Origin of the sequence: Kitasatospora sp. GAS1066B (genome assembly GCF_041262605.1) — a bacterium.
GTDB lineage: Bacteria > Actinomycetota > Actinomycetes > Streptomycetales > Streptomycetaceae > Kitasatospora.
Genome location: NZ_JBGCCO010000036.1, coordinates 1 through 21,292, shown reverse-complemented (window position 1 = coordinate 21,292; position 21,292 = coordinate 1). Strand labels below are relative to the sequence as shown.

Below are 21,292 nucleotides of genomic sequence, written 5' to 3'. Positions count from 1 at the left end.
GGTCAGCCTCCCTGGAGGATCAGCTTGGCGCTCGCGTGGCCGGTGACGGTTCCGCCGCCGACGGGCAGGAACTGCGGGGTGTAGGTCTGGGTGGTGTCGACGATGATGCTGCCGTCGCTGCCGAAGGACACGCTGCCGTTGACGCCGGCTTGGGCGAGGTAGGCGGTGGCGGCGTGCTGGGCGGCGTTTCGGTCGATGGTGATGCCGTCGCCGGAGATCGCCGCTCCCGCGTTGACGGTGTCCGCCCCGGCGCGGGCGGCTTCCTGGGCGGTGGCCTGGGCGTGGTTGAGGGCGCTGAGCTTGCCGGCGCCGTCGGCGACCAGGGCCAAGACGGCCAGGATCGCGATGAAGGCGGTGGCGACGAACAGCGAGATGCTCCCGCGGTCGCGTTCACCACCGGCCAGGCGGGCCCGCAGGCGGGCGATGACACCGGTCATGGGGACGTCACCCGGCCTCGGTAAGGGTCGATCGGGCTGGTGAAGGTACCAGTCACGGTGGTGCTGCCGGGCACGCCAGGGATGGTCAGGTCGGACAGATCGACGGTGCAACTGACAGTGACTTTGACGCTGGCCGGGGTGCCGATCGCGGCGGCGAAGCCGCCGGTGGGCACGTCGACGGACAGCGAGACGCATTTCAGTCCCTGGTCCTGCAGGGTCTGCTGCGCGACCCGGCTGCCCTCGTTGCGGGCAGTGATGCCGTCGCGTTCCAGGGAGGCGGCGCGGGCGGCCTCACGGGCGGCGTCATCGACCACATTGCCCGCCAGGTGGCTGCGGCCAGCCGCGACAATGAGCAGAATGGCCAGCAGCAGTACGGGCGCCAGGATCGCCGCCTCCAGGCTCAGGCTTCCCCGGTCCCGGTGACGCCGCATCAGGGGCCGCATCACGGCACCGCCGTCACACGCTCGCGGGCGGCGCTGGCGTGCTGGTCGATCGACAGGCTCAGCCCCGGGATGAAGGTGTCGACCCGGCCGGTGACCTCGATACTCACAATTGCCCCGTCGGATCCGGTGACGGCGCGTCCGCTGATGCTGCTTCCCGCCCGGTCGAGGAAGTCGCCAGCGACGCTCATCCCCTGGTCGAGGGTGCCGCCCTGGACACGGGCGGTCTCCACACCGCGCTGGGCCGCGGACAGGGCGACGTTGCGGGCGTGGTACCACAGGCCCGCCATGATGGCCGTGAAGATCGCCGCGATGATGAAGGGAAAGACGATGGCGAGTTCAAGTGACAGGGCGCCGCGGTCGCGGCCGGCGCGGGCGAAGCGGGTACGCGCCCAGGAGAGAGGGCGCAGCGGTCGGGGCAACGCGTCCTCCCGGAAGCGAGTCGGTGGTGCGGTCTTGGGCGGTGTGTCGTCCTGCCGGGCCCGGCGGCGCGGCGCGGGCCCTGGCAAGGGGGTCGAGCGCGGCGGCGGGTGGGCCCGACCCAGGCGGCCCGCGTCGGTGCGGGCCATCCGGGCCTACTTGATGGCGTTCTCCTTCTCGGTCAACTTGGCGGCCAGGAAGATGGAGAGGCCGATGCCGCCGGCGACCAGGACAGCGACGAGGATGGCCATCTCGATGGACAGGGCGCCGCGCTCCTTCTCCTCACGCAGTTCGGCGAAGCGGGCGCGCAGCAGGGTGATCAGGTACTGCAGGGTCGGATCGTTGGAGATCATGGTGGTGCGAGCCTTCCGTGGGGATCTTTGGGGATGGTGATGGCCGGTCAGGCGGCCATGATCTTCGTGATGGCCGGGTAGGCCATGTAGATGGACATGATGATCACCAGGGCTGTCACCGGGACGATCATCTTTTCGGAGACGGCGTTGGCTTCGGCCTGGGCGTCGGTCATCAGGACGCCGCGCAGGCTGCGAGCCTGGGCCCGCAGCGTGGAGTAGACGGCCGCGCCCTCCTCGCCGGCGAGCGCCATGATGTCGGCCGGCGCCCCAAGCTCCGGCACCCCGAGTTCCTCGGAGAGCTGCTTGAGGCCCTCCCACGGCGGGATGCCGGCCAGCTCGGCGCGGGCGAGCGCGTCGCGCAGCCGGGCGAACACCCAGCCCTCGCCCAACTCGGTGGGCCGGCGCAGTGCTTCGGAGGGTCCGGCGTCGGCGGCGCGCTCCAGGCAGACCATCTCCAGGTAGCTGGCGATGGCGTAGCGGAACTCGCGGCGGGCGGTCGCGGCGTCCTCGCGGGCCTGGATGTTGGGGATGAGGGAGAACAGGATGGCCAGGCCGATCGCGGCCAGCGCCGGCGGGGTGAACGGCACGGAGATGCCGGCCAGCGCGACCATGGCGATGGTGACGGAGGGCACGAGCAGCCCGACCAGCGCGAAGGACAGCCGTTTGCCGACGTGCTGGGCGGGAGTTCGTCCGAGCAGGTCCAGTTCCTGACTGGGCAGGCGCAACGCGCTCTCGCCGACCAGGGCCAGCACCCGGGCGCCCGCGCGGTCCCAGGCCGAGGTCTGGACCGCGACGGCGCGCGGTTCCAGGTTCTCCAGCCGACTGGCGTCGGATCGGCGCAGCAGGTCGCCCAGGTCGGCGCGCGGGCGCATCAGCCCGGCGGCCGCGACAGTCGCGCCCAGGCCAAGCGCCGCGCCGGACAGGAGGGCGGGCGCGGAGACGATCACGAAGGCTCCCCAAGGTCGCGGTCGGCGGGCGGCAGGAAACGGGGAGCGGGCTTGGTGAGCGCCATGCGGCGCATCCACACCAGGACCGCCACGAACGCGGCGGCCAGGATCAGCAGGACCAACTGCCCGGTGATCGAGTTGTAAGGCTGGACGTACGCGCCGGAGAGCATCGACAGGGCGAACGCCCCCATGCAGAACAGTGACACCCAGCGGAAGTTGGTGCGCGGCTTCTCCCGGTCCGCCTCGACCTTGCGGCGCATCAGCACCTCCTCGGACAGCTGCCCGGCCAGCTCCCGCAGCGCCGCGCTCAGCCCAGCGCCCCGATCCGCCGCATGCATGATCATCAGAGCGGCGACACTGTCCACGCTGGCGTCGTTCAGCTCGTCGGCGAACGCTCGGTAGGCCAGCCTCGCCTGCCATCCCGACGCCAGACGCGACGTCAGGCGCGCCACGTACGGTGCGATCGTCTTGGGCGCGCTGCGCACGCTGGACGCCACCGCCTGCTCGAGGCTGATCCCGGCGGTGTGGATGTCGGCCAGGCGCCGCACCCACTCCTCCAGCGCCTCCAGGCGCAGGATCTGCACCTTGCTGCCGCGCCCGGGCTGCAGGATCCACGGCATGCCCACGATGGCGGCAGCCGTCAGCAGGCCGCCCAGCGGCCAGGAGGTGAGCAGCCACACCAGCAGGCCCGCGCCGCCGGCACCGGACACCAGCAGACGCCGATCCGCCCACATGCTCAGCGGCCCGGTACCGTCCTGGCCGTCGGCGGCGCGCAGCCACCGCTCGAGCGGGCCCTTGGGACGGGCAACGGGCGCGGAGGTGGTGCCGACCAGGCCGACAACAGCGATCAGAGCGCCGCTCACGGCCAGGGCGCCGGCGACGGCGGCGACCAGGGCCTCGGGGGTGAGGGTCACAGCCGGCTCACCGCCTGAAGCGGGCGCTCCCACGCGCCCCAGGGCTGCTGGAGCAGGCGCCGGTCGAAACCGACCCGCTCCAGGTCCGGCAGACACTGCGGGGCCATGAGCGGCACCGCGCGCACCTCGCGCCGCCCTGCCTCCTCGCGGGGGCCGAAGATGTGCTGGCGCGAGGGCCGTCCGCCCTCACCGACGCCGGTGATCTCCACCACCTGGGAGACGAAGCGGTGCCGGCTGCCGCCGATCGCGGTCTCGTCGACCAGGCTCAGGTAGACGATGAGGTCGACCGCGTTCGCGACCAACCGATACGCCAGGGAGTCGGTCATCTGGGTGCCCTCAGCCTGCATGGCGAGCAGGACCAGACGCTCGACGGCCATCTCGGCGGTCTTGGCGTGCAGCGTGCACATCGACCCGCCCTCGCCCTCGCCCATGGCGTGGAGCATCGGCAGGACCTCGCGGCCGCGGACCTCGCCCACGATCACCCGGCGCGCGCTCATGCGCAGCGACTGGACGAACAGCTCGTCCAGGGTGATCTCACCGGACGGGCGGCCGTCCGGGCCGCGTTCGCCGTTGCCCTCGCGTGCCTCCATCGCCACCACCGTGGGCCCGTCGGGGTCGGTGTGCAGCCACAGCTCGTACTCGCCCTCCAACGTCACCACCCGCTCCGAAGAGGGGATCTCACGGCCCAGCGCACGCATGAGCGAGGTCTTGCCGACGCCCTGCGAGCCGGCGACGACGATGTTCTTGCCGGCCAACACCGCCGCCCGCAGGAACGCCGCCAGGGTGGCGTCGATCGTCCCCCACGCCTGCAGGTCCGCAAGTCCCTGAGAGCGGGTGCGGTGACGACGGATCACGATCTCTGGCACCGGCGTCACATACGCGGTCGCCGCCAGCCGCGACCCGTCCGCCAACCTGGTGTTGAGCAGCGGGCTGGCCGGGGTGAGCGAGCGTTCCCCCTGGCCCTGGGTGCGCACGAGCTGGTTGATGAGCTCGATCAGCTCACCATCCGACTCCGCGATCCGCCCCACCCTCCGGGCCGGCCGGTCGCGGTAGTCGACCGTCACCGAGTCGTGGCCGGAGATGATGATGTTCTCCGTCTCGCTGTCGTCCAGGTAGGGCTGCAGCCGCCCGGCCTGGAACAGCTCGGCGAACACCGCGCTGCGCACCGCCCGCTCGTCCGCAGCGCTCAGCGGAGCGGCGGTGGCGGCGTAGGCGGTCGCCCACTCGGCGACCACCCGGTTCACCAGGCTCTGGCCCAGCTGTCGGCGGTCCGCCAGACTCATGCCCGGGGTGTCCGCCGAGGCCTGCGCCAGCTGCTCGGCCACCCGCTGCCGCAGCTCGATCACGTGGGCGTACGGCACCGCCAGACCGCCCACGTTCGCGTTCGGTTCCGCCTGTACTGACCAGGGGCGGACCGGGCCGGGCACGAGCGGCGCCACCGCAGGCGCCGCCGGGGCTGCCAGTGGTGCGACGGCCCAGCCAGGGCCGGACTGTCCCTGCAGGAGCGCGTCCTTGAACCGCTCGGCGCGCGACGCGCCTGCCCCGGCCGGTGGCGGTGACATGACGTCAGACATGGGATACCCCCGCCGGAGACCAGGAGGCACGGGGCGCCAGCTGGAGCCGGCGCCGCGTTGCCGCGAGTGTGATCTGCTCGTGCGCGCTGCGCCCGGCCCGCATCAGCGGCGCCAGCGAGAGCTTGCCGCGCAACCTGCCACCGTCGGTCAGGATCTGGGCGGTCGCGGGGTCGTGCGGAAGCGCGGCGATGACCGGCACGCCGAGGTGGGCGCCAATCTCGGCGGGCCGGTAGGGGCCGTCCTCGATCACCAGCAGGCCCAGCGCGCCGGAGCCAGTGCCGTGGCCGTCCAGGTCCTCGCGCAGCGTCTTGACGACCGGCGCGGCCGAGGCCACCGACGGAGCGCTGCCCCGCACCACCAGCAGCAACACATCAGCGCGGCGCACCAGAGCGGCGGGGGAGTGCAGCTCGTTCAGGCGGGTCGCGGATTCCACCACCACGCGCCCGGCGTCGATGACGATGTCGAAGCCGTCCTGCTCCATCACCCGCAGCAGCGTGTGCAGGGCTTCCCAGGTGCCGGCCAGCGACGCGGCCTGGGCGGGATCGGTGATGCCAGGCAGCAGCAGGCGCCCGCCGGCCTGGTCGAGCGGCACCAGGTGCTGCTCGAAGACCTCGGCGAGCGTGCCCGAGCGGTGGGCCGCCGCAAGGCGGTGCAGGCCGATCGCCGCAGTGGCGGCGCCCTGCAGGTAGCCGTTGCGGATCATGCCGCCGGACGGGTCACACTCGGCCAGCAGCGTGCGCGTGGGAGCCGACAGGGCCAGCGCGAGGGCCGAAGCCGTCACCCCGACACCCTTCGCCGACACGAGAGCAACGACGGCCATCAGCGCTGCGCCGCCTTCAGCACGATCGCTACCCGGCCCGTCGCCGCCCAGGACGCCAGCGCGGGACTGTCCACCGGGGACACCGCGAGGTCGACCACCCGCGCCCCGTTCGCGTCCGGGGCCGCGACCTGCACGATCATCGCGCTGATCGTCGACGGCTGGCTCGCCGTCGCGCCGGACGCGTCCTGCTGGCCGGGCGTCTGGACCACCATCACCGCCTGCCCCGGCTGCAGCGTTTCCGCTGGCAGCTGGCCGGGCCTGGCCAGCACGCCCACCGTGTCCTTGCCTGCCGTCAGCGGCTGCCCGGCGCTAACCGAACGGTCCGTCACCATGCTGCCGGCCGGCAGGTCCATCGCCGCCGTCTTGCCCAGGACATCGTGCGCACGGGACACCGGCACTGGGTGCAGCGCCGGATCCGCGATCATCGACGCACGCACCAGGTCATCCGACGTGATCACCTGCCCGGCCGGGATGTCATGCGCCACCGCGATCACATCAGTGCGGTGCCCGGCCGCAGTCACGAAATACGCCGAGCTGAGCCCGCCGACTGCGGCCAGCGCCACCCCGATCGCGACCAACGCGGGCCGCCGGCTGCGCCTGGGGGCGCTGTCGGTGATGGGCAGCGCCGTGCTCTGCTGGCGACCGGGATCGTCGGCTCGGGCAGCGCGCCGCTTCTGGGTGATCAGTGCCATCGACGTTCTTCCTTCAACAGCAGGTGCGAGAGGGCTGGCGGGGCGGACACGGCGTCGAGGTGCGCCGCGTCACTGGGTGTTGACGGCTTGGGCCTCGGCGATCTGCACGGTGGCGGTCGAGACGCGGTCCACCGGGATCTGCCCGGACTGGCCGGTTGTCGCCGTCCACGACACGATCCACTTGCTCGTCGCGGTGATCGTGTAGGTGCCGGGCTGGGTGTAGGTGTGGCCGCAGTCGGGCTGCTGCGTGCCGAAAGCCGGGGCGTACTTCACGCCGGGGCCGGTGCAGGTCACTGACGCCCCGTCACCGGTCGACCAGATGATCCGGTCCACGTGCGCGGTCGCGGTCACCGTGATGCCCGGCGCGTTCGCGCTGGCCGTCTTGGGGCCCCAGGTGGAGTCGGAGACGTTGTTCCACAGCCATACCGGCAGGCCGACCAGCGACGTGCCGCCCTTGCGCGGGGCGGTGCCGATATCCGCACCGAGCAGACCCATCTGCGTGGTCATCTGCGAGGCGAGCGCGGCCGGGTCCACCGCGCCGCCAAAGCCGGGCGGGGGAGTGGCACTGAACGTTGTGCCGCCCATCAGTTCCATTCCCGGCCAGGGGCAGGACACGTTGTAGAGCTGTCCATCCCCCGGCTTGTGCGTGGCAGGCGCACCGGTGGCATAGACCCAGACGGGGTCGGTGTCAGCGGGCTGAGGGGTGATCAGTGCCCAGTAGCAGCCGTCGGCGGGGTTGTACCAGCCCCACCTCGGGTCCGAGCACGGGACCTGCTGGTCCCCGTGCATGCAGGGCGCGTTGCTGCCTCCACCGCCTCCACCAGTGTTGCCGCCGCCGCCCGGGCTTCCACCGCCGGTAGCACCTCCGCCACCAGCTCCCACGTAGCAGATCGTGACGTTGGGCGGGCAATCGACACCGCCGTCTGCATGGGCCACACCGGCTCCGAGCGCCGCCGTCGCCAATGTCAACGAGGCTGCCCACCAGCGGACCGGTCTCAGCATGTCTGAGTCCTGTCGATATTGGTGTCCATGATGACCCAGCGGCCTTCGAAGACGGCGGCAGATGCGTTGAGTGGATGCCGGCCAGAGTCCGCAACCTGCTGAACCCGCTGGCCATTCGACTGGTAGACGGCGTAGAACTGCGTGCCGTCGATGCAGTCCCTGATGATCGCCCGCGGGGGAGCACTGCCCAGATCGACACCGCTGACCTGCGGTGAGAACGTTGGTGAGCCCTTGGTGACCATGCCGTGCTGGCGGTAGTAGAACTCCGTAGTGTTTACGTTGGCGAGCGCCTTGTCCTGGGCGTACCGCTCGACGTCGACACCGTCTGAGGTGCCCTGGGCGTATTCCTTGAGTTCCTCGGTCCACATGCCTTGGTAGGCGGCCAGGACCTGCTTGACGGCGTCGCCGGTGGGGTCGGTTGTAGATGCAGGAGATGGTGATGGCGTGGGGGACGCGGAAGTCGAGGTTAAGACGGAGGGAAGCGCGACCGGCTTCTTGACGGTCGATTCGCACGCGGTCAGCAGGGCACCCATCGCGAGAACTGCGGATGCTGCCGAGAGCGCGCGCAGGCCGGCAGATGAGGTAGAAGAGCGAGCCCTGTGATGCACGGTCAATCCCCCGAGGTGTCGTCAATGGCCCAAAGGTGCGCGTGCTGCCGAAGAATCTCGAGAACGTCTACGGACGGTTGGCCGCGTTCCGAGTTCCAAACTGGCTGATGCCGCTACCCGTCACCTGTCGTCCCAGCAGCCCCCGTGAAGGCTATGGTCAGACCGGTCGCACGCAGGACTCACTTCCTCCGTGCGCGTACGTCACACTGGCAACACTACGAGAGAACGAGCCGTTTTCCTACCTCATTGTGGTGTCGCGCCTACGCAGCGCTGCCGCAAACCGCAGTAAATGGGTCCATATCGCTAACGGAAAGTCAGAACTCCTGCGATACTCAGTCGAATAGCGGCCTGGATCGTGGCACCGCAGAGTCCTCTGGCCTGATTCAGGCCGCCGTAGTGTCAGCCACGGTGGCGCCGACGGTTGCCCCGGTCGCACCTGCGCCAAACAGGAGCTTCCCCGACCCCCGGCGTGGCCGTGTGACCTCCAGCGGCAACGGCGCCTCACTCAACTCACTGGCCGGTCCATGGCGCTGGGAGCGATTGCCAGCGGCGCAGCGTTTGTCGGCGACCACCCAAGACTGATCCCTGCGAGGCTCGGTCTCGTCGTGCTCCGCTGGGATGACGTGCATGCACTCGTGGGATGGCAGCTCTGGGGCCGTGACACGCAGAGCGTTGAAGCAGGTGGCGGCCAGAACGACTTGGCCCCGGCGACCATGACTGGGGTCAGCAGTTCACCGGGGCTTTCGGGTTCGGCGTAGGGCGAGCGCGGTCCGCCTGGCCAGTACGGGCGAGCTGCGCAGCGGCTGGGCGGGAGCTTCAGGATCTGCGCAGTTCGCCACGCATGATGCCCGCGACGAATGCGTCGTACTCGGCGTCATCGAAGATATGCGGAGCTTTGTCTGGGTTCTTGGAGTCGCGGATGGCGATGATGTCATTATCAAGGAAAGCGACCTGGACGCAAGTGCTGCCGCCGCTGCTGGCGGTCTGCCACTGGGCTCTGGAGAGCTGGTTGGTGAGCCAGGCGGGGTCGAGGTCGTTCTTGTTCATGATGTGAGTTCCTTGGCGATGGTCTTGAGCGAGGACCTCGAAGAAGTGCGCCAGCTGCTGGACCTTAACGCCCTGTGAGCCGTTCTCGATCTTGCTGACAGTCGACAGCGCCCTGTAGCCGAGCCGCTGAGCGGCTTCCTCCTGGCTCCAACCCAGCGCTTCGCGGGCGCGCCGGATCTCGGTGCCAAGGCGCCTTCGGCGCGGGGTGGGCTCGACGGGCATCGCACCTCCTTCAACATGAGAAAGAGTAGTGCCCGCGCCAACACGTGCATATGACAAGCCATCTCCTCCAGGCCGCCCGCCGCCGCGCCCAGATCCTGCCGCGCCAGCGTCAGCAGCAGTTCCAGCCGCCGCCACCCGGACGGCACCCCGACCAGCCGCACCCAGCCCATGCCCTGCGCGTCGGTGTCAGCGATCGCCCTCAACTGCGCACGCTCAATGCCCAGTTCGGCGAGCATCTCGTTCAGCTCCTCTGCTTCGGCGCGCGCCTCCCGCCAGCCCGCCTCATAGTCCGCCCCAGGCAGCCACAGCCATCGGTCCGGGGCCAGGTCTTCCAGGTCCCCGACGAAGTCGCCATCCGAGTCCAACAGCCCACCAACTCCCTTGGTCAGCAAGTGGCCGGGCGCGACTCGTTCGAGGACATGCCGAGCGCCCGGTACCATCGGCCCGGGTTAACACCCACCGGACCACCCCACGGCCCTCCAAGGATGCGGGGTGGTCCGGTCAGCTCTTCACTTGTCCCCGCGCACGGCAGGGGTGGGCCCGGACGCGCTCACCACAAGACGCCCGGACCCAGGGCACGGCCAGCCTGGGAAGGTAGGGGCTGACCGCGCCCAGCTCATCCCGAGGCGGGCAGGGTGGCCGGGCCGCCGAACGGCGACTGCACTTCCCCGCACGACGCCGCGCCGGTCACCCTGAGGTGTCGTGAGCCGCTGGGCGGAGCCGCACCTGATGCAGGGACCCGGCAAACCTGAACAACAGTGCCCACGCCCCATCGCGCTTGAAGCCCTCGACCGTCAGAAGCTCCGTGTCGGGACTCATCAGCATGCACTCCAGCCAGATGCGCTCGAATCTGCTCAGCGGCAGCACCTTCACGGACTCCCAGGCGGCGGCCAGCGCATCCGGCACCCGCGCGAACGTCGCGGGCTCCGTGATGCCAGTCAGCTCCACCGTCACCGGCCCGTAGACCGCCGCAACTCGCGTCTCGCCGCTCACCACGCCACCTCTCCGGAACGCTTCGGGTGGTGCTGATGCACTGCCAGCCGACGCCCACCGACGCGGATGAATCGCACCGCCGCCGCCCGCGCGATGCCCGCGCCGCAGTAGAAGCAGCGCCTCTGTTCCGTCCCGCTCGCCCGACCAGCCCAACGCGGCGCCATCAGCAGCCACCCCGTTCCGGAATCACGACCGCCCAGACGATCTTGCCGAAGCCGTACGGGCGGGAGCCGAAACCCCACTCATCGGCCAGCGCCACGACCACGCGCAGCCCCCGCCCGTGCTCCTCCAGCGCGTCAACGTCCCGCACGACCGGACGCACCCTGCTGGCGTCGTGGACGTCGATTCGCAGCCGCGCCGGGCTCACATCGAGTCGAACGAACACCCGCTCCCCGCGTCGCGACCCGTGCTTGACCGCGTTCGACACCAGTTCGGTCACGATCAGCGTGCCCGCCTCAACGAACCGCTCACCGCTCTCGGTCCTACGCAGCAATCCCAGCAGCCGCGCCCGCGCCTGCGTTGCCGAACTGTCGCTGCGCAGTAGCCAGAACTCGCTGACCCCGTCCAACACGGTCGATCTCTCGTCCACTTCGGATTCGGCGATGGCCATGGCCGCATCACCCCATGTCTGGTTCGACCCTTCAGCCCCGGCGGTTCCGGCGCCTGGCTCCAGGATCACGAACCAGCAGTCACGGGATATACCCCGCGCGATTACCCAACGTGGGTAAACTCCCTGGTAGTCAACTGGCCGGAAATGGTCCGGAGATCGGATCGCCCTGGGAGTGATCACCGATGGATGAGACCGGACGCCGCCGCGCTCTACCGCGCGCACTGTTGGCTGATCCCGAGATGATCGCGGCGTGCCGAGTCAGGGAGTTCGGAGTTGTGTTTCGGCTGCTGAAGCAGGCCGGAATCTATCCCTCGGTGATCGCGCGATCATGCGACCTGACGCCCAGTCGCGTTGGTGAGGTCATTGCCGGTAAGCGCAAGATCGAGAAGATCGATCTTGTCGAGCGGATCGCCGACGGCCTGTTCATCCCCGGGCACATGCTCGGCCTGGCAGCACGAGCATGGGAGGGGCCCACCGCCGATGGCGCCACAGCGCGCGCCGGAACGAGGTCCGAGGAGGCTGAGGCCGGATCGGACCCGTTCCTTGACCCGGAGTTCTTCACCGACCACATCCGAGCGCTCATGCCCAACCACTACCGGACGGTGAACTTACTCGGTGCCCGCCATGCACTCGACTCTGTGGAACGCCACCTCCAGGTGATCAATCGACTCCAGGGCCAGACCGATGGAGCGACCAGAGACGATCTTCTCTCACTCGGTGCCCGGATCGCCGAGTTCCTGGGGTGGCTCTACCAGGACTTGGGCGACTTCTCGCAGGCTACCCACTGGTCGGACCGGGCGATGGAGTGGTCGCAGGAGACAGGCGACGACGTGATGGCCGCGTACGTCCTGTTCCGTAAGAGCAACCAGGCCACGGCCCGCCGAGACGCACAGCGGGCCGTTTCACTGGCGCGGGCGGCCCAGCGCGCGCCGGGGGCCACCACGAGCATTCGGGCGTTGGCGCTCCAGCAGGAGGCTCAGGGACACGCACTCCTCGGAAACCCACGGTTCGCGCTGATGAAGTTCGATGAGGCGCACGAGCTCGCAGCAGTCGGGGGTGACGCACCATCTGATGACGCCGCACTCGACACGTCGTACTGCACACCGGTCTACGTGGAGATGCAGCGCGCCAACTGCCTGATCGAGCTGGGCGAACCGAGCCGTGCAGCCGAGGCGTTCGAAAACGAGCTGCGGATACTGCCCCAGGTGTACCGCAACGACCACGGGGTCTACCTCTCGCGCCTGGCCCGCGCCTACGCCACCGCTGGCAAGCCGGAGCAGGGGGCGGAAGCCGCCGGCCGCGCACTGTCGATCGCTCTCGACACTGAATCAGCCCGCGCCATGGGTGAGTTGGCGGCAGCCGAGTGTGCCTTGGCCCAGTGGTCCGCTGTCCCGTCGGTGGCGGCTTTCCGGGCCAGGTTCAGGCTCGTCCGAAGCGCCGCGTCCTATGGCCTTCAGGCAGTTCGATGAGTGAAGCTGACTCCATGGATGCAACGATCACAAGCGCGACCTCCGGCGATGAACGCAAGCGTGGCCCTAAGGTGGCGGTCCTGCCAATCGGCAGCTTCGAGCAGCATGGTGACCACCTGCCGCTGACGACCGACGCCGTTGTCGCGAGCCTGATTGCCAGCCGGATCGCCGACGATTACGACCTGTTCCTGCTGCCGCCCATCACCATCGCCTGTTCCCATGAACACGCGTCCATGCCCGGCACCGTCAGCATCAGTGCCGCAACGCTGTACGCGATCGTGAACGACATCTGGCGCTCGCTCCAGGCCTCCGGTGTACCGGGTCTGCTCATCGTCAACGCTCACGGCGGGAACTACGTGCTCGCCAACGTGGTGCAGGAAGCCAATGTCACCGGCCGCAATCTCGCGCTCTTCCCGGTCCGCGAGGACTGGCACCGGGCACGTGAGCACGCGGCCCTGGAGAGCAGCGGCCTTGAGGACATGCACGGCGGCGAACTGGAGGTATCCATCCTGCTCCACGGTGCACCGGAGTTGGTCCGCAGCGGAGTCGCCGACGATGATCACCTGGCGACCGACCGGCCGCACCTGCTGACTCTGGGCATGGCCGGCTACGCCCGGAACGGCATCATCGGTCAGCCCTCTCTGGGAACGGCTGCCAAGGGCAAAGCCCTGCTGGACAGCCTTTCCCAGTCGGCCGCCGCCCATCTCGCTCTTATCAGCGGGGCGTAGTCGAGCCCGAAGCGTCGACTCGAAGCTCTCACTTGGCAGGCCGGTCGGATACGTGTGCCAGAACGCGCACGGACCCCGCAGCCGGATCGGACGCGGGGCACGTGCGGCGGGCTGCCGCCCGCTTGCTGTCCTACGCGGTCTTGGGAGCGGCCTGCTGAACGACCTCGAACGACCAGAGTGTTGAGCCGGAGGCGGCAGGCTTGGGCTGCTCGCCGCCCTTCCCGCCGCCACGGTGCGCCGCCTTCATGGGGCCCTCAAGCCATGCCTGGAAGGACTCCTCGTCGCGCCAGCGCGTGTAGACGAGGTAGGTGTCAGTGCCTTCGACCGGGCGGAGGAGTTCGAACCACTCGAACCCGTCGGAGTTCTCGACCGCGTGCGCGCGGGAGGCGAACCGCTTCTCCAACGTCTCGCGCTGCTCAGCCGGGACGTTCAGTACGTTGATCTTGACTACGCTCATGCCCCATCCTGCACCAAGCGTCCGGGACAGGCGTGCAGAGCGTCGGACAGATCACCCGTGCCGAGCAGGCATCACTTGTGCAGTCAGATCTAGTAGGGCTTGGTCAGGTTCGTGTGGGTGTGGGTATGTCGCGGTGGCAGGTAGGGCATGCGCCGGCCCAGGTGGCGAGGAGTAACTGCAGCTCGCGGACGACCTGATAGAGGCTCAGACCGGTGTCGCTTCTTTTGGGGCACGGGTCAGCCTCCGCAGGGTGCAGAAGGCGTGGGCGAGGGAGGTGAGGGTGACGTGATGGTGCCATCCGTTGAAGGTGCGGCCCTCGAAGTGGGCAAGTCCCAGGGCCTGTTTCATCTCCCGGTAGTCGTGCTCAATGCGCCAGCGAAGCTTGGCCAGGCGGACCAGGGTGGTCAGCGGGGTGTCGGCGGGCAGGTCGGAGAGCCAGAACTGCACCGGCTCGGTCTCGTTGGCGGGCCATTCGGCCAGCAGCCAGCAATCGGCCGGTTCCATGCCTTCGGTGGCCTCGCGGATCTCGCGTCCGGCGGGGCGGATCCGCAGGGCCACGAACCGCGAGTACATGCGCTTCAACCCGGTGCGGCCCCGGCCGGGGCGTGAGCCCTCGCGCCAGGACACCGGCTTGGCCGCACCGCGGCCTGCCTTGATGACCAGCGACTTCACGCTGAGGGCCGGGGTCGGGTACTTGGCCACCGGCGGCCGCCCCGTTCCGCTGTAGGGCGGGGTGATGGGGCGGGCGGCGGCCGGATGGGCGGTGGGCCGGCTGGAGATGCCGACCACGTAGCGCAGGCCACGCTGGTTCAGGCCCAGACGGAAGGCGACCGTGTCGCCGTAGCCGGCGTCGGCCAGGACCAGGGGCACCTCGACGCCCCAGGACCGGGTCTCGTCGATCATGTCCAGGGCAAGCTGCCACTTCTCCACGTGCCCCAAGTCGGCCGGGATACCGCAGCGTTCACGCCGGGCCACCTTGTCCGGGTCGGCTTGCGGCGAGGCGGGGTCCCAGGACGTGGGCAGGAACAGGCGCCAGTTCACCGGCGTCGAGGCGTGGTCGCGGGCCAGGTGTACCGAGACCCCGACCTGGCAGTTGGTGACCTTGCCCGCGGTGCCGGAGTACTGCCGCGACACACACGCGGACGCGTCGCCGTCCTTCAGGAAGCCGGTGTCGTCGACGATCAGCGCGCTCGGTTTGATGGCCTCGTGCATCCGCCACGCGAGCCGGGCCCGCACCTGCGCGGGGCTCCATGGGCTGGAGGTGACGAAGTGCGCCAGCGCCTGCCGGTTGCCGTCTTCGCCCAGCCGGGCCGCCATTGGCTCTACCGACTTACGACGACCGTCCAGCAGCAGCCCGCGCACATACGCCTGACCCCAGCGGTGCTGATCCGCGCGCGTGAACGCCTCGAACATCTCCGCCGTGAACGCCTCCAGATCCTCCCGGACCTCGGCCATCTCCCCAGGTGTCACACACCATCAACGCGCCAGCCGAGACAAAGACACGCCACAGCGAGTACACCTGACCAAGCCCTACTAGGAGCTGTCTGGGGTTTGGATCTCTTTGTGGTGCTGGCTGCTGGTAGAACTCGGGTGTGGCGCGTTTTGATGTGACGGATGCCGAGTGGATGCTGATCGAGCCCCTTCTGCCGGTCGCGGCTACGGGGCCGTTGCCCCGGCGGGTGCGGGATCAGTTCAACGGGGTGATCTGGCGTTTCCGGACCGGGTCCGGGTGGCGTGATGTCCCAGAGAGGTACGGGCCCTGGTCCACGGTGTACTCCCGGTTCAGCAACTGGGCCAGGGCCGGGGTGTTCCAGGGGTTGATGGACGCGTTGATCGCGGAGGCGGCCGGGCGTGGGCTGGTCGGTCTGGAGCTGGTGAGCGTGGACTCCACGGTGGTGCGCGCGCACCAGGACTCGTCCGGCCTGGCCGTCGCTGGGGAGACCCTGGACGCCCTCGAACAGGCACTGACCGAGGAAAAAGGGGCTCCACTGCCGCGCCAACCGCCGGTGTGGCGGGTGGTGCACCGCAAGCCCCGGCGGACACGGCCGCCGCGGACCGGGCGGGCGCGGATCCTGCCGCAACGCGGCGTCGCCGCAAAGCCCGTGCGAAGGCTGCCGGACTCGGCCGGTCCCGGGGCGGCCTGAGCAGCAAGATCCATGCCGCGGTCGACTCCGCCGGGCTGCCGCTGGCCTTCGTCCTGACACCCGGTCAGGCGGCGGACTGCCCGCTGTTCCGGACCGTGCTGGAGAAGATCAGGGTCCCGGGGCCGGTCGGCCGCCCGCGCACCAGAGCGGACGCAGTCGCCGGGGACAAGGCCTACTCCTCCAAGGCCAATCGGGCCTACCTGCGCAAACGCGGCATCAGGGCCGTCATCCCGGAGAAGAGGGACCAAGCCGCCAACCGCAAGAAGAAGGGCAGCCGAGGCGGCCGGCCCGTCAGCCACGACGCCGAGCTCTACAAGGAGAGGAACACCGTCGAACGCTGCTTCCAGAAGCTCAAGACCTGGCGCGGGGTGGCCACTCGCTACGACAAGAGCCAGGAGAGCTTCGAGGCCGCACTCCACCTCCGAGGCTCGATCATGTGGCTGAAGCACCTCACCTCAACCACATGATCCGAACCCCGAACAGCTCCTAGAGCCGGAGCCCGAACCTGCCTCGCTGCTGGAGCTGCGGGCCGCGGTGAACGCGATGCTGCCCCGCGTCGACCTGCCCGAGGTACTGCTGGAGGTGTTCTCCTGGACCGGCGCGGACCAGACGTTCACCTCGGTCACCGGCGGCGAGGCCAGACTGAGGGACCTACCGGTCACCATCGCGGCGCTGTTGGTGGCGCACGGCTGCAACGTCGGCTACACCCCGGTCATCAGCGGCATCGACGCGCTGAAGTACGGGCGGCTGTCCCACGTCGACCAGACGTATCTGCGGCTGACGACCTACCGGGCCGCCAACGCCACGCTGATCGCCACCCAGGCGGCGATCCCCCTCGCCAGCGCATGGGGCGGCGGCCTGGTCGCCTCGGTCGACGGGATGCGGTTCGTGGTGCCGGTGCCCTCGGTCTACGCCCGGCCGAACCCGAAGTACTTCGGACGGCGGGGCGGCGCCACCTGGTTGAACATGATCAACGACCAGGCGGCCGGGCTCGGAGGGAAGGTGGTGGCCGGCACGCCGCGCGACTCGCTGTACGTGCTGGACGTCCTCTACGACCGCGACGGCGGCAAGCGCCCGGACATGATCGTCACAGATACCGCCTCGTACTCCGACATTGTCTTCGGGCTCCTGACCTTGGCGGGGTTCACCTACGCGCCGCAGTTGGCGGACTTGCCGGACCGGAAGATGTGGCGCATCGACCGCTCGGCCGACTACGGCGCGTTCCAGGACGCGGCCCGCGGCCGGGTCGACCTGGTCCGGATCGAGCGGAACTGGGAGGACATCCTGCGGATCATCGGCTCCATCCACACCGGCGCGGTGCGCGCCTACGACGTGATCCGGATGCTGTCACGCGACGGCCGTCCCACCCCGCTGGGCGACGCGATCGCCCACTACGGGCGGATCGCCAAGACCCTGCACATCCTGCGTCTGGCCGACGAACCGACCTACCGGCGGAAGATCAAGGTGCAGGCCAACCTCCAGGAGGGCCGCCACGCGCTCGCCCGGAAGATCTTCCACGGCAAGGCCGGGCAGCTCTACCAGCGTTACCAGGACGGCATGGAGGACCAGATCGGCGCTCTGGGACTGGTCCTCAACGCCCTGGTTCTCTTCAACACGCGCTACATGGACGCAGCCGTTCGGCAGCTTCGGGCGGACGGCTTCGACGTCCGTGACGAGGACGTGGCCCGCCTGTCGCCATTCGTCCGCCATCACATCAACATGCTCGGCCGGTACTCCTTCCAACTCCCCGACCTGACCGGCGGCCTGCGGCCCCTGCGCGACCCGGACGCCACCGACGAGGGGTGACTTCGGCGCACCGCAGTCCGCTCCGGTCCGGTCCCAAGGCCCGACCCTGGGACCGGACCGGAACAGTGCCGGCGCTCTACCGTTCCCGGCGCCCGATGCCCGCGGGAGCAGTGAGGATGGCCAGGCCCAGGGCGAGGACGGCCAGCCCGCACCAAGAAGCGGCCGGCAGGCGTTCACCGAGGACGGTGACGCCCAGGACCGCTGCGACGGCGGGCTCGGCCAGGAGGCCAGAGGAGTTACGCGCGAAACCCGCCACTTGATGACTACCGGTCAGAGCCTATTACGCACGGTGTTGATTGCTCTGTGACCATCCGAGCGGGAATTACCAAACGATTTGTCGGTAGCATGCCAGTGACGCCGCCCTGGCTGGGAATCGCAGGGCGGAATCCCTTTCGGGAGCCCAGGTGCGGCGCCCGCTCGTAGAGGAGGGTTCGTGCTCAAGATGAGAGGCGGCAGTCAGCCGCCTAGGGCGTGGTGGCTGCTGCTGATTTCACGGGTCGCCGTACTAGTCCTGGTCGCAGGTTCGCTGGTCGCCGTAGGCGTGGGCCGGGCGCAGCCTGCGAGCGCGACCGTTGGTTCGCTGAACTCCATGACCTGGAACATTCAAGGCAGCGCCGGGCAGACTGCCTGGAACCAGTTGCGTACGACCCTCAGCACCGCGCTCACCCGTCACAACCAGGACCCACGTCGGCCGGCGCTGAACGTGGTCGCCATGCAGGAGGTGGGATCTCGCCCCCGGGGCGCCACGGCTACGGGACTCAGCTGGGTTGCCGGCCCCTGGACGATCCCGAGGACTCCCGGCAGCGTCAACACCATCACCTACCCGGCGCCGGATCCCTCTACCGGAGCGCCTCGGCAGTTCGTGGTGAGCGAATACACATGGGACGTCAACGGCACGCGTTACTACATCTACTTCATGCCGATGCTCCGGTCCTCTGCTTCGCCTGCGGGCAGTACCGCCGTGCGCAACGGCCTGGCCATCATCAGCGATCAGCAGGCGACCAACGTGTGGATCCAGCAGCCGCAACGGTGGGACAACACCACGCAGAGTGTCAGTCCCAGTTCCCGGCCCGCCTTCGGGATCCGGTACCCGGACGGTTCGGCTTGGTGGACGGTCCACTCCGGCAGCGGGCCTTCGAACTCCACGAGGAACGACGCCTCCAACATGGTCACCGCGATCAGCAATCGGATGACCGGGGCCGGGGTGGGCAACTGGGCAGTCCTGGGCGACTTCAACCGCGACCTCATACGGCTGGGTGTCGCCGGTTTCGGGACACTGCCCGTCGGGTCGCACATCGTCAACCCCGTGGCGCGCCGGGGGCCAAGGAGCAGTCGCTTCGACCCCCAGGTCACCCGGCCCTCCTCCGGAACCCAGCTCGACTACATGATCACCAACGACACGACGGCGGGACTGCAGGCCCTGACCTACGGCAACTACTCCGACCACCTAGCGGTCCAGTTCGGCACGACCCTGATGGCCTCGGCCCAGGTCGGGCAGATCAGTCTGCTGACACAGCCCGGCCAGTGCCTGGATCTGGATCCCGGCTCTGGCCCGGTCGGCCCCGGCACCCGGCTGCGGCTGGCTTCCTGTGCCGCCGGGTCCAGCACCCAGCAGTGGGCCGTGAACGACGACGGCACGATCAGCAACGGCGGGTACTGCCTGGACAACTACGCCTGGGGTACTGGCGACGGGAACGTGATCCAGCTCTACACCTGCAACGGCGCCAGCGCCCAGCAGTGGGCGGCCTACGCTAACGGGCAGATCTACAACCTGCCGACCGGCAGCCCGATCGGGTCCGGCAAGTGCCTGGACACCACGGCGCCCTCCGGCGGTCCTCCCCCTCCACCCGGCGCGAGCCCCGGGATGAGCCTGCGGACCTGCTCAACGAGCTCCACCCAACTCTTCCACTTCCAGTACCAAGACCCCCCAACCAGCGGCGGCGCCCTGGAACTCGGCGCCTCGATGCCGGGCTGCCTCGACCACGGCCAGAGCCGGCTGACGGTACAGGCCTGCTCGGGTGGGGACACGGACCAGGTGTGGACCTTGCCGGGGGACGGGACCGTACGCGTGGGCCCGCCGGGAAGCACCGGCCAGTGCCTGGACAACTTCAGCGGCAACACCAGCGACGGCAACCACGTCCAGCTCTACACCTGCAACACCGGGGAAGTCGCCCAGCAGTGGCAGCCGCGCGCCGACGGCACCCTCTACAACCCCGCCAGCGGCAAATGCCTCAGCAACGGCGCCCAGGACTCCTCCGCCGCCCTGACCATCCAGGACTGCTACACCGACGAACCGGGACAAATATGGAACTTTGACGCGGGTACCGGCACCATCACCGAGCCGCCTCTGCAGATGTGCCTGGAGCACAACCTGACCGGCAACGGGGCCCCGGCCCGCGCATGGGAGTGCATCCCCCGAAACTCCAACCAGCAGTGGACCTTTTTCGGTGACGGCACGGTCCGGGACGGCTCACCCGGGCGGTGCCTGGAGAACTCCGGCGGCAGCAACACGGCCGGGAACCCGATCATCATGGACACGGCCTGCTCGGGTGGCAGCAGCCAACTGTGGCAGCTGCGCGTCGACGGCACCCTCTACAACCCAGCCACCGACAAGTGCGTCGACGACAACGACGAACCAGGCATTGGCAACCGCGTCACGCTCGAACCCTGCGCCAGCACGACCAACTGGTATCCCGTCGGCAGCACGCTCCAGGCCACCAACAGCGGCCCCAGCTGCCTGGCCCATCCGGCGAACACCCTGGCAGTGGAAGCCTGCACGCCAGGCGAGGCCAGCCAGCAGTGGACGCTGCCGGGGGACGGGACCGTGCGCGTGGGTCCGCCGGGAAGCACTGGCCAGTGCCTGGACAACTTCAGCGGCAACACCAGCGACGGCAACCACGTCCAGCTCTACACCTGCAACACCGGGGAAGTCGCCCAGCAGTGGCAGCCGCGCGCCGACGGCACCCTCTACAACCCCGCCAGCGGCAAATGCCTCAACAACGGCGCCCAAGACTCCTCCGCCGCCCTGACCATCCAGGACTGCTACACCGACGAGATCGGCCAGATCTGGAACGTCAGCGGGAGCGCCATCACCCAGCCGCCCATGCCCGTGTGCCTCAACCACTACCTGCCCGGCGACGCCGTAGCCGCACGGCAATGGGAATGCATCCCCGGCAACTCCAACTACCAGTGGACCCAGCCCGGCGACGGCACACTGCGGGAAGGCACCCCGAGCAACCCCGGCCGCTGCCTGGACAACTACAGCAATCAGAGCAACGACGGAAACCCAGTCCACCTCTACCACTGCGTCTCCGGTGACACCGCCGAGCAGTGGCAAGAGAACTCCGACCTCTACAACCCTCCCACCGGCAAATGCGCCGGCGAAGGCAACAACAGGGCCGCCGGAGCCGCCTTCACCCTGATGTCCTGCGTCGCAGCCCTCCACTGGTACCTCATCAGCCCCCAAGACCAGTAGGGCGCCCGCCGGAGTCTTGGGGGGGGGGGGTGGGGGGGGGGGGGGGGGGGGGGCGGGGGGGGCGGGGGCCGCGGGGCCCCCCCCCCCCCCGCGGGGGCGCGCCCCCCCCCCCCGCGCCCCCGGCGCGGCGCGCG

At 69.4% G+C, this 21,292-nt stretch carries 19 protein-coding genes and 2 pseudogenes; 5 read left to right on the top strand and 16 right to left on the bottom strand.

Annotated elements, in window-relative coordinates; genetic code table 11:
* Positions 1 to 2 precede the first annotated feature (2 nt).
* The 14 genes from ABH937_RS31455 to ABH937_RS31390 form a co-directional block, all read right to left on the bottom strand.
* Positions 3 to 437 (bottom strand): pilus assembly protein TadG-related protein, encoded by a 435-nt coding sequence (locus ABH937_RS31455; RefSeq protein ID WP_280694703.1) that lies wholly within the window; start codon positions 435 to 437, stop codon positions 3 to 5.
* Entirely contained in the window at positions 434 to 880 is a 447-nt protein-coding gene (locus tag ABH937_RS31450; protein WP_280694704.1) for a TadE/TadG family type IV pilus assembly protein, read from the bottom strand. Before ABH937_RS31450 ends, ABH937_RS31455 begins: the two co-directional genes overlap by 4 nt.
* On the bottom strand, positions 880 to 1,299 hold the full coding sequence (locus ABH937_RS31445) for a TadE/TadG family type IV pilus assembly protein (RefSeq protein ID WP_370220194.1): 420 nt from the start codon (positions 1,297 to 1,299) through the stop codon (positions 880 to 882). Before ABH937_RS31445 ends, ABH937_RS31450 begins: the two co-directional genes overlap by 1 nt.
* Positions 1,300 to 1,452: 153 nt before the next feature.
* Positions 1,453 to 1,650, bottom strand: coding sequence for a hypothetical protein (locus ABH937_RS31440; protein ID WP_280694706.1), 198 nt, complete (start codon positions 1,648 to 1,650; stop codon positions 1,453 to 1,455).
* Between the two features lie 47 nt (positions 1,651 to 1,697).
* Entirely contained in the window at positions 1,698 to 2,597 is a 900-nt protein-coding gene (locus ABH937_RS31435; protein ID WP_370220193.1) for a type II secretion system F family protein, read from the bottom strand.
* Positions 2,594 to 3,511 carry a type II secretion system F family protein gene (locus tag ABH937_RS31430; protein WP_370220192.1) on the bottom strand — a complete coding sequence of 306 codons (918 nt, stop codon included), beginning with the start codon at positions 3,509 to 3,511 and terminating at the stop codon, positions 2,594 to 2,596. Before ABH937_RS31430 ends, ABH937_RS31435 begins: the two co-directional genes overlap by 4 nt.
* On the bottom strand, positions 3,508 to 5,085 hold the full coding sequence (locus ABH937_RS31425) for a CpaF family protein (protein ID WP_370220191.1): 1,578 nt from the start codon (positions 5,083 to 5,085) through the stop codon (positions 3,508 to 3,510). The genes ABH937_RS31430 and ABH937_RS31425 overlap by 4 nt, the downstream gene beginning before the upstream one ends.
* Complete coding sequence (locus tag ABH937_RS31420; protein ID WP_280694710.1) at positions 5,078 to 5,866, bottom strand: hypothetical protein; 789 nt, start codon at positions 5,864 to 5,866, stop codon at positions 5,078 to 5,080. Before ABH937_RS31420 ends, ABH937_RS31425 begins: the two co-directional genes overlap by 8 nt.
* A 38-nt stretch (positions 5,867 to 5,904) precedes the next feature.
* A complete protein-coding gene (locus tag ABH937_RS31415) occupies positions 5,905 to 6,597 on the bottom strand; it encodes an SAF domain-containing protein (RefSeq protein ID WP_280694711.1) in 693 nt (230 codons plus the stop codon).
* Between the two features lie 69 nt (positions 6,598 to 6,666).
* Positions 6,667 to 7,386 (bottom strand): ATP/GTP-binding protein, encoded by a 720-nt coding sequence (locus tag ABH937_RS31410; protein WP_280694712.1) that lies wholly within the window; start codon positions 7,384 to 7,386, stop codon positions 6,667 to 6,669.
* A 206-nt stretch (positions 7,387 to 7,592) separates the two neighbouring features.
* Positions 7,593 to 8,132 (bottom strand): hypothetical protein, encoded by a 540-nt coding sequence (locus ABH937_RS31405; protein WP_280694713.1) that lies wholly within the window; start codon positions 8,130 to 8,132, stop codon positions 7,593 to 7,595.
* 891 nt (positions 8,133 to 9,023) lie between these two features.
* Positions 9,024 to 9,476: a DUF397 domain-containing protein gene (locus ABH937_RS31400; RefSeq protein WP_280694715.1), complete on the bottom strand. Its 453-nt coding sequence runs from the start codon at positions 9,474 to 9,476 to the stop codon at positions 9,024 to 9,026.
* A 687-nt stretch (positions 9,477 to 10,163) separates the two neighbouring features.
* Entirely contained in the window at positions 10,164 to 10,469 is a 306-nt protein-coding gene (locus ABH937_RS31395; RefSeq protein WP_280694716.1) for a hypothetical protein, read from the bottom strand.
* 163 nt (positions 10,470 to 10,632) lie between these two features.
* Positions 10,633 to 11,079, bottom strand: coding sequence for an ATP-binding protein (locus ABH937_RS31390; RefSeq protein ID WP_280694717.1), 447 nt, complete (start codon positions 11,077 to 11,079; stop codon positions 10,633 to 10,635).
* 182 nt (positions 11,080 to 11,261) lie between these two features.
* Between ABH937_RS31390 and ABH937_RS31385 the strand changes: the two genes are divergently transcribed.
* Both ABH937_RS31385 and ABH937_RS31380 read left to right on the top strand, forming a co-directional pair.
* Positions 11,262 to 12,548 carry a hypothetical protein gene (locus ABH937_RS31385; protein WP_280694718.1) on the top strand — a complete coding sequence of 429 codons (1,287 nt, stop codon included), beginning with the start codon at positions 11,262 to 11,264 and terminating at the stop codon, positions 12,546 to 12,548.
* Positions 12,549 to 12,562: 14 nt separating this feature from the next.
* The gene (locus ABH937_RS31380) at positions 12,563 to 13,276 is read left to right on the top strand and encodes a creatininase family protein (protein ID WP_280694719.1); all 714 of its coding nucleotides are present in this window, start codon (positions 12,563 to 12,565) and stop codon (positions 13,274 to 13,276) included.
* Positions 13,277 to 13,406: 130 nt separating this feature from the next.
* On the opposite strand, the gene ABH937_RS31375 is transcribed toward ABH937_RS31380, so the two are convergent.
* On the bottom strand, positions 13,407 to 13,733 hold the full coding sequence (locus tag ABH937_RS31375) for an antibiotic biosynthesis monooxygenase (RefSeq protein WP_280694720.1): 327 nt from the start codon (positions 13,731 to 13,733) through the stop codon (positions 13,407 to 13,409).
* 204 nt (positions 13,734 to 13,937) lie between these two features.
* Positions 13,938 to 15,188 (bottom strand): IS701 family transposase, encoded by a 1,251-nt coding sequence (locus tag ABH937_RS31370; RefSeq protein WP_370220190.1) that lies wholly within the window; start codon positions 15,186 to 15,188, stop codon positions 13,938 to 13,940.
* A 137-nt stretch (positions 15,189 to 15,325) separates the two neighbouring features.
* Between ABH937_RS31370 and ABH937_RS31365 the strand changes: the two are divergent.
* From ABH937_RS31365 to ABH937_RS31355, 3 genes and pseudogenes are all read left to right on the top strand, one after another.
* A pseudogene (locus tag ABH937_RS31365) lies at positions 15,326 to 16,344 on the top strand (IS5 family transposase).
* Between the two features lie 19 nt (positions 16,345 to 16,363).
* Positions 16,364 to 17,683 (top strand): annotated as a pseudogene (locus ABH937_RS31360) (transposase); the annotation flags it as partial.
* 865 nt (positions 17,684 to 18,548) lie between these two features.
* Positions 18,549 to 21,158 (top strand): ricin-type beta-trefoil lectin domain protein, encoded by a 2,610-nt coding sequence (locus ABH937_RS31355; protein ID WP_370220189.1) that lies wholly within the window; start codon positions 18,549 to 18,551, stop codon positions 21,156 to 21,158.
* The last annotated feature ends 134 nt before the right edge of the window (positions 21,159 to 21,292 follow it).

Coding starts and splice junctions, on each gene's coding strand:
- ABH937_RS31440 (WP_280694706.1), bottom strand. CDS start 1,650: ATGATCTCCAACGATCCGACCCTGCAGTACCTGATCACCCTGCTGCGC.
- ABH937_RS31450 (WP_280694704.1), bottom strand. CDS start 880: ATGCGGCCCCTGATGCGGCGTCACCGGGACCGGGGAAGCCTGAGCCTG.
- ABH937_RS31375 (WP_280694720.1), bottom strand. CDS start 13,733: ATGAGCGTAGTCAAGATCAACGTACTGAACGTCCCGGCTGAGCAGCGC.
- ABH937_RS31410 (WP_280694712.1), bottom strand. CDS start 7,386: ATGCACGGGGACCAGCAGGTCCCGTGCTCGGACCCGAGGTGGGGCTGG.
- ABH937_RS31370 (WP_370220190.1), bottom strand. CDS start 15,188: ATGGCCGAGGTCCGGGAGGATCTGGAGGCGTTCACGGCGGAGATGTTC.
- ABH937_RS31400 (WP_280694715.1), bottom strand. CDS start 9,476: ATGCCCGTCGAGCCCACCCCGCGCCGAAGGCGCCTTGGCACCGAGATC.
- ABH937_RS31385 (WP_280694718.1), top strand. CDS start 11,262: ATGGATGAGACCGGACGCCGCCGCGCTCTACCGCGCGCACTGTTGGCT.
- ABH937_RS31415 (WP_280694711.1), bottom strand. CDS start 6,597: ATGGCACTGATCACCCAGAAGCGGCGCGCTGCCCGAGCCGACGATCCC.
- ABH937_RS31390 (WP_280694717.1), bottom strand. CDS start 11,079: ATGGCCATCGCCGAATCCGAAGTGGACGAGAGATCGACCGTGTTGGAC.
- ABH937_RS31380 (WP_280694719.1), top strand. CDS start 12,563: ATGGATGCAACGATCACAAGCGCGACCTCCGGCGATGAACGCAAGCGT.
- ABH937_RS31405 (WP_280694713.1), bottom strand. CDS start 8,132: ATGGGTGCCCTGCTGACCGCGTGCGAATCGACCGTCAAGAAGCCGGTC.
- ABH937_RS31455 (WP_280694703.1), bottom strand. CDS start 437: ATGACCGGTGTCATCGCCCGCCTGCGGGCCCGCCTGGCCGGTGGTGAA.
- ABH937_RS31425 (WP_370220191.1), bottom strand. CDS start 5,085: ATGTCTGACGTCATGTCACCGCCACCGGCCGGGGCAGGCGCGTCGCGC.